This is a genomic window from Hydrogenophaga sp. (assembly GCF_018780385.1).
Lineage (GTDB): Bacteria > Pseudomonadota > Gammaproteobacteria > Burkholderiales > Burkholderiaceae_C > Hydrogenophaga.
In genome coordinates this window covers 58,031-69,514 of sequence record NZ_JADMJO010000063.1, presented here as the reverse complement: position 1 = coordinate 69,514, position 11,484 = coordinate 58,031, and the positions used below count along the sequence as shown (strand labels likewise).

Below are 11,484 nucleotides of genomic sequence, written 5' to 3'. Positions count from 1 at the left end.
CGCGTGGACAGCGCCATGGCAACCTGCAGCAGCTGCTGACGCACACCGTTACACAGCTGGCGCTTGCGCTGTACCGCATCTACCTGGTCATCAGCCGTTGGATCATTTTCCTGGGCGGCCTTCTGACCATCGTCAGCATGGTCGCTGTCCGGTGATGCGCTTGCTCATCACGGAGTGGCATGGCGTCGAGTTCTTCGTTGCCGGCATGCCGATCGCATACGCCGGCAGCCTCAACGTGGTTGGACTGTTGGGCTACGAGGTGGCCCACCTGGTGGGTTTTGAACGGCGCCGCCGGTCCGCTCCGGTCGACGCACGGACCATCAGCAACGGCCAACCAAAACGCCTGGCGACTTCAGGAATACGGTGCCCGTGCACCTGAAATGAGCCAACGCCGTGGGCATACCGTTGATTTGACCCGCATCAGTCCTTCGGCCTCTGAGCGCCACGGGCTACGTAGCAGCGAAAGCGGGTTCTGGCCAACGGCTGCTTTCTGGTTCGCCATGACCACGGCCAATCAGGGAGGAGCTGCGCAAGGTGATCAAGCGAATTCACTATCCATTCGAAGTAATGCTCACATGCGTGCGCTGGTATGCAGCCTATCCTCTGCGCCTGCGGCACATTGAGGAAATGATGCAGGAACGCGGTGTCCGTATCGACCACGTCACGATCCATCGCTGGGCGATAAAGATCTTACCGGTGCTGGCCGCGGTGTTCCGACGACGCAAACGCCTGGTGGGCACAAGCTGGCGTATGGATGAGACCTACGTCAAGGTCGCTGGCCAGTGAAAGTACCTGTGCCGGGCAGTCGACCGTAGTGGTCGCACTATCGATTTTCTGCTGCGCGCCAAGAGAGACTGCGCTGCTGCCCGGCGTTTCCTGGAGCAGGCTGTCGGACTGCACGGTTCGCCCGAGAAAATCACCATCGACAAGAGCGGGGCCAACACGGCTGCGATCCAGAGCCTCAAAGACGATTGCGGTGCGAACATCGAGCTGCGTCAGAGCAAGTACATGAACAACATCGTGGAGCAGGACCACCGTGCGATCGATGCTCGGATTCAAGCCCTGTCGCTGCGCACGCATCCTCATTGCCGGCATTGGGCTGATGCACATGATGAAGAAGGGCCAGCTCGATTGCGCTGAAGGACAAGTCTCCCCCGCAGCATCGAAGTTCTACTCGCTGGCCTTTTGAGCGCCAGGCGGCCGCCTGGCTTCACTGGGCTCCGCGGCACTGCCGCAACAGAACCGAATTCTCTGCAGCCCCCTATTGCGGCATAAGCCCCGCAGCCTTCACCAGTTCCGCGTGCAGCGCGATCTCCTGTGCGATGGTTTGCTGGAGTTGCTCGGGTGTGGTGGGCGCCAGGTCCATGCCTATCTCATGCAGTTGCTTCTTCACGTCCTCGCTCTGCAGGATGGCGTGCACTTGGCGGTTCAGCTGGTCCACGAGGGGGCGCGGCGTGCCCGCCGGAGCCAGTAGGGCGATCCAGGTCTGCATGACCATGTTCGGGATGCCTGCTTCGCGCATCGTGGGCACGTCGGCGATCAGCGCCGACCGCTTGTCGCTCATCAGCGCCAGCGCCGTCAGCTTGCCGGACTTGAGGTACGGCAGTGCCTCGGGCAGGGGTGCGAACAGCAGGTCAACGTTGCCACCCAGCAGGTCGTTGATGGCCAGCGCGCCGCCCTTGTAAGGCACATGGGTCATGCGCACCTGCGCCCGCGTCTCGAACATCAGCGCGGCCAGGTGTTGCGGGCTGCCGTCGCCCGAGCTGGCGTAGTTCAGACTACCGGGCTTGGCCTTGGCTGCGGCGAGAAGAGCCCCTGCGCTGGAGAACTTCTGCTTGTCCTTGACCACCAGCACCATGGACTGGTTGGCCAGCTTGGTGATGGGTGCGAAATCAGCCTGCGGGTCGTAAGGCAGCTCTTTGAAGATGCTCTTGTTGGTTGTCAGGAACGAGGCGGGTGAAGCCATCAGCGTGTAGCCATCCGGCGCGGCCTTGGCCACCGCCGGCAGGCCGATGCGGCCGGAGGCGCCGGCCCGGTTGTCCACCACGAAAGGCTGGCCGGTGACGGCGGCCAGCTTCTGGCCGACCAGGCGCGCAATGATGTCCACCCCGCCGCCGGCAGGCAGCGCCACAATGAGCTTCACCGGATGGTCGGGATAGGTGCCCTGGGCGCCGGCGGGTACCGCCGCGGCCAGCAGGCCCAGCGCGCACGTCAGGAGGGAAATTCTGCGTCGAGTGTTCATGGGTAACTCCGGTGGTAGGTCAGGAAGGAACGGATTCGCCGTGGCTGGCCGCGTGGGAAACATCGGACACCAACCGGTCCAGCCGCAGGCGGGTGATGGCGGCAATTTCGCCGAGTGTGGTGGTTAGCTCGGTGGCGCGGTCGTGCTCCAGGCGCTGCTCGAAGGCTTGCAGAGCCGACTCCCGCGTGTGGCGGCGGATGCAGAGGATGAACGGGAAGCCGAAGCGCGTGCGGTAGGCCCGGTTGAGCGCGCTCCAGCGTTCGGCCTCGTGTGTATCCAGCCGCGCCAACGAAAGCGTGCCCTGCTCTGCAATGGACGCATCGGTCATCGTGCCCTGGCGGGCGTCTTCACCGGCCAGCTCCGGGTGTCCGGCATAGAAGGCGACGCGCGCGGGCTCATCCTGCCCGGCCACCACCCCCACCATCGCCGTGTGCAACGCTTCGACGGTCGCGAAAGGGCGCTGGCCTACGACGCCGTGTGCCACCCAGGGCGCATGTTCCCAGATGTCGGCCAGGGCGGCGCAGAAGACCTCGGACGCGCAGGTGTTGAGGTGTTCCAGGCTGGATCGTGTGGTCATGGAACGGATCGTAGGGAGACAAATCATTGCCGTCCATCACCATTTTTGCAGAGCTTCATACGCAAAATCAGTACACTCAACCACACTCTCCCCGCCCATCCATGCGCCATTCGCTCGTTCCCGCCGGACTGCGCTACGCCGACCAGGTTGCGCGCTCGGGCTCCATCCAGAAGGCCGCGCGCGAACTCCACGTGGCGGCTTCGGCCATCAACCGGCAAATCCTGCATCTGGAGGAAGAACTCGGCGTGCCCTTGTTCGAGCGGCTGCCGCGCGGCATGCGGTTGACGCCCTCGGGCGACGCACTCATCACGCTGGCGCGCCACTGGCGGCAGGACGAACGTGGGGTGGTCGCCGAGATCCGGCGCATCCAGGGAGTCCACCAGGGCCATGTGTCGCTGGTGGCCATGGACAGCCATGCCACCAGCGTCATGCCCACGCTGGTGCGGGATCTGGGTGCGCAGCATCCGCTGGTCAGCCTGTCCATCGCGCTGGCCACCCCCGACGATGCCGAGGCTGCACTGCTGACTGGCCAAGCCGACCTGGCTGCCATCTTCAACCTGAAACCGCGCCGGGAGTTGCTGGTGCTCTGGAAGAGCGCGCTGCCGCTGGGCTGCGTGGTGGCGCCCGGGCACCCGCTGGCGCAGCGCGAGACGGTGAGTTTCCAGGAGGCCATGGCCCACCCGGTCGCGCTGCAGAGCAAGGCGCTGACGATCCGGCGTTATCTCGAGGCGCAGTACAACTGGCTGTTCAAGGAACCGCGCCGCTATACCGAGACCAACTCGCTGCAGCTGGTCAAGCAGCTGGCACTCGGCGGCGATCATGTGGTGTTCACGTCCGAGCTGGACGTGGCGTCGGAGCTGACCACCGGACAGCTGGTCTTCATCCCTATCCGGGACCGGGGGGCCGAACCACAGGAGATCAGCGTGGCCGTGGATGCGACCAAGCCACTCGGACCGATCGTGAAGCTGGTGTCCGAGCGGCTCATCGCAGCGCTGCAGGACTGCCTTGCGACAGCACGTGGACAAGGTGCACGCACAGTCTGATAACGATGCTCCTCGGGGCACGCAATCAAACGAGGATCGGATGTAACTTTGGCTGCGCTATCCGGATGAACTCGGGTTCTGTCGCGGTAGTGCCGCAGAGCCCAGTGAAGCGACCCGCCTCGAATCGGAGAAGCGCCGAGGTGCAATGATCCGGCAAGCGATCGCCAACGACATCCTTGTCAGAATGCCTCACGCTAGCATCTGGTTGCGGGTGCAAAAAATCATCGAAATCGGCGCCACATTGCCGATACCCAACCTGCCGATGTCAACGTCCGGTATCGAGCAAGCAGATCGGACAGTAGCATCCGTAGGCCGCTTCTGGACGGCTCAAGTGAAGCACACCTTGACGAAAACCTGTAGACAGTGACTCAGGCTTTCCATCCTCGCTGGCACCGAATTTGCTAACCCCTACCCAGAGAGGCGCTGTGCCACAACACACGCCAGCCTTGAAGACCGCTAGGGTTCCGGGCTCCGCGCAGTTGACCAACAACTGACGCTGAGCCGTCTGGTCCGAGAGCAGTCGGCCACCATCGCGTGGTTCCACGGAGGGACAAAAGCCCGGGAGACGCTTGCGCTGCAAAGCACATGCCTCTCCGCCTTTTGTCCCCCGCTCAGGAGCCCCGCATGTCCTTGCCCCTTGCCCCCACTGCCACGGCGCCGCGCGCTGCTGGCGCACCAACTCGGCCCAAGCGGCGTTCCCACCTGTTCACCGTGCGCGCCGGCATCTCGCGGCGCACCTATTGGGTGCTTGCACTCACCGGGTTGTTCACCCCTTTGGTGCTTTGGGCGGCCGTGGGTCTGTGGGGCGGGATCGATCCGGTGTTCATGCCGGCGCCACTGCAGGTGCTCACCAAAACCTGGACCTGGGCCACCGAAACCGGGCTGATGGACGACATGGGCATCAGCATCTACCGCGTGGTGGCGGGGTTTCTGCTCTCTGCCGTGATTGCCCTGCCCTTGGGGCTGTTGATCGGTTCGTTCCGCTGCGTGCAGGCGCTGCTGGAGCCGCTCACCGATTTCATCCGCTACATGCCGGCGGTGGCCTTCATTCCGCTGGTGATGCTGTGGGTGGGCATTGGCGAGGGTTCCAAGATCGCCATCATCTTCATTGGCACCTTTTTCCAGATGGTGCTGATGGTGGCCGAAGACGTGCGCCGCGTGCCGGCCGCGCAGGTGGAGGCAGCGCAGACCATGGGCGCCAACCGGCTGGAGCTGATCGAGAAGGTGATCTTCCAGAGCGCCAAGCCTGCCCTGCTCGACACCTTGCGCATCACCATGGGCTGGGCCTGGACGTATCTGGTGGTGGCCGAGCTGGTGGCCGCCAACTCGGGACTGGGTTACGCGATCCTGCGCGCCCAGCGCTTCCTGCAAACCGACACCATCTTCGCCGGGATCATCGTCATCGGCCTCATCGGGCTGGTCACCGACCAGCTCTTCCGCTGGGGGCACCGCCGTGCGTTTCCCTGGCTGTACCTGAAAGGCTGAAGCTCATGAGCACCGTCCACATCCCCCTGCCCAAGATCGCCATCCGCAACCTCAGCAAGCGGTTTGACGGTGCGCCGATCAACGCGCTCGAAAGCATCGACCTCGACATCGCCGAGAACGAGTTCGTCACCTTCGTGGGCGCCTCGGGCTGCGGCAAGTCCACCCTGCTGCGCACCATCGGCGGGCTGGAAACACAGACGACTGGCGACCTGCTGGTGGACGGCCGCGCCGTCACCGGCCCGGGCATCGACCGCGCCATGGTGTTCCAGCACTACAGCCTGTACCCGTGGATGAGGGTGTGCGAGAACATCAAGTTCTGCCGCCAGCTCGCGGCGCACACGCAAGACCGCACGTCCGCCGACGTGGAAGCGGCCGAGGGACGGGCCGATGCGCTGCTGCGACTGATGGGCCTGGAGCCGGTGGCGCGCGCCTGGCCCAACCAGCTCTCGGGCGGCATGCAGCAACGCGTGGCGATCGCGCGCGCGCTCATGGGCCGGCCCGGCATCGTGCTGATGGACGAGCCCTTCGGCGCGCTCGACGCGCAGACGCGCGAGGTGATGCACGACCTGATCCGCTACGTGCACAAGCTCGAGAAGGCCACCATCGTGTTCGTGACGCACGACGTGGAGGAAGCGCTGTACCTGGGCTCTCGCGTGGTGCTGATGGCGCCGCGCCCCGGGCGCATCGACACCATTTACGACGTGCCGTTTGGCGACCAGCGCGTGCAAGACCTCAAGCACGAGCCGGCGTTCGTGCGCCTCAAGCGCGACATCCTCGATCGCATCCGCGAGACCTCCGGCATGAAGACCGATCTGGAACAGCTGCAGCGCCTGTCGGGCGCGAGCGTTTGAATTTTTCAGGAGACACACCATGAACCCACAAGACATTGCAGACCCCCTCTCCGTGGTGCCGACCAACCCGCCGCAGGCCGCGCCGGTGGACGCACCCGCGCTGTGGCAACGCTTCCCCACCGCTTCGCTGATGGGTGTGGACTCGGCCCGCGCCATGTGGAGCGAGGTGGTGCCCGGCGGCAGCCACTGGAGCTGGCGCATGCCGCGCGGCAGTGCCATTCGTTTTGTGGCCCTGGAGGCCGGGGCCAACGTGAGCCTGGTGCTCTACAGCGCGCTTGAGAAGCTGGAGCGCTACAACATGCCCGACAGCCTGAAGGCGCAGCACACGGCGCACTACACGCAAGGCCATGTGCTCATGAGCGACATGGGCCGCAGCATGGCCAGCTTCACGGCCGACAGCCTGGGCTGGCACGACCCGCTGGGCGCCCTGCTGGATGCCGAGCTGATGCAGCAGAAGTACGGCGAGAAGCGCTACGAACACGCGCGCAACGCCATGCACCGATCGGGCAAGGACGGCCTGCTGATCGAGATTGGCAAATACGGCCTGAGCAAACGCGACCTCACCCCGCCGGTGAACCTGTTCAGCAAGGTGGGCGTGGACGCGCAGGGGCGTTTTTCCTTTGTGCCCGAGCACGCCAAGGCGGGTGACTTCGTCGAGCTGCGTTTCGACATGGACGTGATCGTGGCCATCAGCACCGCGCCGCACGGGCTGGACACCGCGCCCACCTACGCACCGAAAAAAGTGGGCCTGCTGGCCTGGCGCTGCGGCGCCGCGCCGGAGAACGACGTGTGCCGCGCCTTCCGCCCGGAAAACGCGCGCGCCCTGCACAACACCGACATGCTGTACCTGTGAGGATCCCACGATGATTACCGAAGCCACCGACATCCGCATCCTGGAAAGCACGCTCGACCCGGCCCATGCCGTGATGGACCAGCGCCACCCGCCGGGCGAGCCCATCCTGTTTGAAGTGAAGCGCGGGCAGACGCTGCGCATCGTCGACCTCGAAGGCAACCAGGCCGCCGACGTGCTGTTCTACAACCGCCACGACCCGGCCGAGCACTACAGCGCCACCAACACCATGCAGCGCCAGGGCGGCATCTACCTCACCACGGGCTCGGTCATCCGCAGCAACGACGGCAACGCGATGCTCACCATCGTGGCCGACACCTGTGGTCGGCACGACACGCTGGGCGGCGCCTGCGCGGCCGAGAGCAACACGGTGCGCTACGCGCTGCAGAAGAAGTTCATGCACAGCTGCCGAGACAACTACCTGATCGCCCTGCAGCACGCCGACGTGGGCCTGGGCAAACGCGACCTGGTGCCCAACATCAACTTCTTCATGAACGTGCCGGTGACGGCCGATGGCGCGCTGAGTTTTGAAGACGGTGTGTCGGGCCCGGGCAAATACGTGGAGATGCGTGCGGCGATGGATGTGTGGGTATTGATTTCCAACTGCCCGCAGTTGAACAACCCGTGCAATGCGTACAACCCCACGCCGATCCAGTTGCTGGTGTGGGACCCGGTCTGAGTTTCAACCCTTCAACCTGAACCCATGCCCGTTCGCACTGCATCACCCACCCCGTTCGCCCTGAGCCTGTCGAAGGGCATCCCCACCCTGTTGGGTGAAGGCTTCGACAGGCTCAGCCCGAACGGGGGTGAGTTCAGGGCGACCGGAGTTTTGGATCACCAAGAAACCACCCCATGTTCAGCAAGGTCCTGATTGCCAACCGAGGCGCCATCGCCTGCCGCATCATCCGCACGCTCAAAACCCTGGGCGTGCAGAGCGTGGCCGTGTACTCCGAAGCCGATGCACAAGCCCGCCACGTGCGCGAGGCCGACGAGGCTTACCTGCTCGGCCCGGCGCCGGCGGCCGAGAGCTATTTGCGGGCCGACCGCATCCTGCAGATTGCAAAGGACTGCGGCGCGCAGGCCATTCACCCCGGCTACGGTTTCCTGTCGGAGAACCCGGCGTTTGCCCAAGCCTGCGAAGCCGCGGGCATTGCGTTCATTGGCCCCGCGCCGGAGCAGATGCGCGCCTTTGGCCTCAAGCACACGGCGCGCGATCTCGCGCAAGCGCGTGGCGTGCCGCTGCTGCCGGGCTCGGGTCTGCTGCTTGATGTGGCGCAGGCACAGAGCGAAGCCACGCGCGTGGGTTATCCGGTGATGCTCAAGAGCACGGCGGGTGGCGGCGGCATCGGCATGCGGCTGGTGTGGAACGCAGCCGAGCTCACCGATGCGTTCGACTCCGTCGGCCGCATGGCGCAAGCCAACTTCAAGGACGCGGGTCTGTTCATCGAGAAATATGTGGAGCAGGCGCGGCACATCGAGGTTCAGGTGTTTGGCGATGGCGTGGGCGGCGTGATCGCGCTCGGTGAGCGCGACTGCTCGGTGCAGCGACGCAACCAGAAGGTGATTGAAGAGACCCCGGCGCCGGGTTTGAGCGACGCGCAGCGCAGCGAGCTGCACGCCACCGCCGTGCGGCTGGCGCAGGCGGTGAACTACCGCTCCGCCGGCACGGTGGAGTTTGTCTATGACGCCGCGTCTGGTGAGTTTTATTTTCTCGAAGTGAACACCCGCCTGCAGGTGGAACACGGCGTGACCGAGCAGGTGTGCGGTGTGGATCTGGTCGCCTGGATGCTGCAGCTCGCGGCTGGCGACCTGCCGCCGCTGCACACGCTGCAACCGGTACCGCGCGGCGCCTCCATCCAGGTGCGCCTGTACGCCGAAGACCCGGCGAAAAACTTCCAGCCGAGTGCGGGCCTGCTCACCGAGGTGGTGTTCCCCGCCGATGCGCGCGTGGACAGATGGGTGGAGCGCGGCACCGAGGTGCCCGCCTGGTACGACCCGATGCTGGCCAAGCTGATCGTGACCGCCGACACGCGCGACGAGGCGTTGAAGAAGATGGAAGACGCGCTGGACGCAACGCGACTCGCCGGCATCGAAACCAACCTGGGCTACCTGCGCCAGGTGGTGCGCGACCCGGTGTTCCGCGAAGGCCGGCAGGTCACGCGATTCCTCTCCACCTTTGCCTACCACCCGACCACCATCGACGTGATCGAACCCGGCGTGCAGACCAGCGTGCAGGACTGGCCGGGCCGCCAGGGCTACTGGGACGTGGGTGTGCCGCCGAGTGGCCCGATGGACATGCACGCGCACCGCGCGGCCAATGCGCTGGTGGGCAATGCGGCCGATGCGGCCGCGCTGGAAATCACGTTGGCAGGGCCGACGCTGCGCTTCAACATCGCCACCACGGTGGCCGTGACCGGCGCACCCGCCAAGCTCACGCTGAACGGCGAGCCGGTGCCGATGTGGCGGGCCATCAAGGTACCCGCCGGCGCCACACTCGCCGTGGGCCGCTGCGAGCGCGGCGTGCGGCTGGCGCTGGCTGTCGCGGGTGGGCTCGATGTGCCGCTGTACCTGGGCAGCCGCAGCACCTTCACGCTGGGGCAGTTTGGTGGCCACGCGGGGCGGCATCTGCGCACGGGGGATGTGCTGCGTGTGTCACCCGTTCGGGCTGAGCCCCCCTCCGTTCGGGCTGAGCCTGTCGAAGTCCCCGAGTACACCAACCACTGGGACATCAACGTCCTCTACGGACCGCACGGCGCACCCGACTTCTTCACGCCCGACGACATCACGATGTTCTTCGGCACCGACTGGAAGATTCACCACAACAGCAGCCGCACCGGCGTGCGTCTGATCGGCCCCAAGCCGCAGTGGGCGCGCACCGATGGCGGCGAGGCCGGCCTGCACCCGTCGAACATCCACGACAACGCCTACGCCATCGGCGCGATCGACTTCACTGGCGACATGCCCGTGATCCTCGGCCCCGATGGCCCCAGCCTCGGTGGCTTCGTGTGCCCGGCCGTGGTGCTGCACGACGAGCTGTGGAAGCTGGGCCAGTTGCGGCCCGGCGACACGGTGCGTTTCCACCGCGTGCCACACGGATCCTCCGTTCGGGCTGAGCCTGTCGAAGCCCTCACCCACCAACTCTCGCCCATCCTCGACGACCGCGCGGCCGAAGGCGACCGCCCGCGCCGCGTGATCCGCCAGGCGGGTGACCGCTACGTGCTGATCGAGTTCGGCCCGCTCACGCTGGACCTGGAGCTGCGCATGCGCGTGCAGGCCCTGCTGCACGGTCTGAAGCAACAGCAATTGCAAGGCGTGATCGACCTCACCCCGGGCATCCGTTCGCTGCAGGTGCACTTTGACCCTGCCCTGCTACCGCGCGACGAGCTGCTGCGAATCGTGAGCGAAGTGGACGACGCCTTGCCGCCAGTGGACGAGATGGTCGTACCCTCGCGCACCGTGGTGCTGCCGCTCTCGTGGGACGACCCGCAGACGAAGCTGGCGATCGAAAAATACATGCAGTCGGTGCGGCCCGACGCACCCTGGTGCCCGAGCAACATCGAGTTCATCCGCCGCATCAACGGGCTGGACTCGATCGAGGACGTGTTCAACATCGTGTTCGACGCGCGCTACCTGGTGCTCGGCCTGGGCGACGTGTACCTGGGCGCGCCGGTGGCCACGCCGCTGGACCCGCGCCACCGCCTCGTGACCACCAAGTACAACCCCGCGCGCACCTGGACACCGGAAAACGCCGTGGGCATTGGCGGCGCTTACCTCTGCGTGTACGGCATGGAAGGCCCGGGCGGTTACCAGTTTGTGGGGCGCACGCTGCAGATGTGGAACCGCTGGCGCCACGGCACGCCAGGGAGCGCTTTCGAGCAGCCCTGGCTGCTGCGTTTCTTCGACCAGATCCGTTTCGAGCCGGTGAGCGAGGCCGCGCTGAAAACCATCCGCGCCAACTTTCCGCACGGCGGCTACGCGCTGCGCACCGAAGACGGCACGTTCAGCCTCAAGGACTATCGGCGGTTCCTGGCTGACAACACTGACAGCATCGCCGGCTTCAAGGCCACGCAACAGGCCGCGTTTGAAGCCGAGCGCGAGCGCTGGGTGGCCGCCGGCCAGGCCGACTACACCAGTGAGGAAGCAGCGCCCAGCGCAGGTGTGGCCGACGAGGTGGACTTGCCGGAGGGCGGCCGCGTGCTGGCCACCAGCGTGCCGGGCAACGTGTGGAAGGTGGCGGTGAGCGTGGGCCAGCAGGTGCAGGCCGGCGACGTGCTGCTGGTGATCGAGTCCATGAAGATGGAATTCAACTTGCTTGCACCGGCCAATGCCACGGTGCACAGCCTCATGTGTGCACAAGGTGGGGCGGTGTCGGCCGGGCAGAACGTGCTGGTGCTGATCGACGAAGCCATCTGAACTTTTAGAACGACAACGGAGTG

The 11,484-nt window shown here is 65.5% G+C and carries 9 protein-coding genes, 1 pseudogene and 1 riboswitch; of the genes and pseudogenes, 8 read left to right on the top strand and 2 right to left on the bottom strand.

Annotation, left to right across the window (positions count from 1 at the left end; translation table 11 throughout):
- Window positions 1–154 precede the first annotated feature (154 nt).
- A complete protein-coding gene (locus IV113_RS18635; protein WP_291088043.1) occupies window positions 155–379 on the top strand; it encodes a hypothetical protein in 225 nt (74 codons plus the stop codon).
- A 188-nt stretch (window positions 380–567) separates the two neighbouring features.
- Window positions 568–1,189: pseudogene (locus IV113_RS18630) on the top strand (IS6 family transposase).
- A 72-nt stretch (window positions 1,190–1,261) separates the two neighbouring features.
- Here IV113_RS18630 and IV113_RS18625 read toward each other — a convergent pair.
- Both IV113_RS18625 and uraD read right to left on the bottom strand, forming a co-directional pair.
- Entirely contained in the window at window positions 1,262–2,242 is a 981-nt protein-coding gene (locus tag IV113_RS18625; protein WP_291088040.1) for a tripartite tricarboxylate transporter substrate binding protein, read from the bottom strand.
- 19 nt (window positions 2,243–2,261) lie between these two features.
- Window positions 2,262–2,819: a 2-oxo-4-hydroxy-4-carboxy-5-ureidoimidazoline decarboxylase gene (gene uraD, locus IV113_RS18620; protein WP_291088038.1), complete on the bottom strand. Its 558-nt coding sequence runs from the start codon at window positions 2,817–2,819 to the stop codon at window positions 2,262–2,264.
- 101 nt (window positions 2,820–2,920) lie between these two features.
- Between uraD and IV113_RS18615 the strand changes: the two genes are divergently transcribed.
- From IV113_RS18615 to uca, 6 genes are all read left to right on the top strand, one after another.
- Window positions 2,921–3,862: a LysR family transcriptional regulator gene (locus IV113_RS18615; protein WP_291088035.1), complete on the top strand. Its 942-nt coding sequence runs from the start codon at window positions 2,921–2,923 to the stop codon at window positions 3,860–3,862.
- 445 nt (window positions 3,863–4,307) lie between these two features.
- Window positions 4,308–4,429: riboswitch (guanidine-I (ykkC/yxkD leader) on the top strand.
- Window positions 4,430–4,486: 57 nt separating this feature from the next.
- Window positions 4,487–5,347, top strand: a complete 861-nt coding sequence (locus IV113_RS18610) for an ABC transporter permease (RefSeq protein ID WP_291088032.1) — start codon at window positions 4,487–4,489, stop codon at window positions 5,345–5,347.
- A 5-nt stretch (window positions 5,348–5,352) separates the two neighbouring features.
- Complete coding sequence (locus IV113_RS18605) at window positions 5,353–6,198, top strand: ABC transporter ATP-binding protein (protein WP_291088029.1); 846 nt, start codon at window positions 5,353–5,355, stop codon at window positions 6,196–6,198.
- 130 nt (window positions 6,199–6,328) lie between these two features.
- Window positions 6,329–7,051, top strand: coding sequence for an urea amidolyase associated protein UAAP1 (locus IV113_RS18600; RefSeq protein WP_291088062.1), 723 nt, complete (start codon window positions 6,329–6,331; stop codon window positions 7,049–7,051).
- A 31-nt stretch (window positions 7,052–7,082) separates the two neighbouring features.
- Window positions 7,083–7,727 (top strand): urea amidolyase associated protein UAAP2, encoded by a 645-nt coding sequence (locus IV113_RS18595; RefSeq protein WP_291088059.1) that lies wholly within the window; start codon window positions 7,083–7,085, stop codon window positions 7,725–7,727.
- 173 nt (window positions 7,728–7,900) lie between these two features.
- Window positions 7,901–11,461, top strand: a complete 3,561-nt coding sequence (uca, locus tag IV113_RS18590; protein ID WP_291088026.1) for an urea carboxylase — start codon at window positions 7,901–7,903, stop codon at window positions 11,459–11,461.
- Window positions 11,462–11,484: the final 23 nt, after the last annotated feature.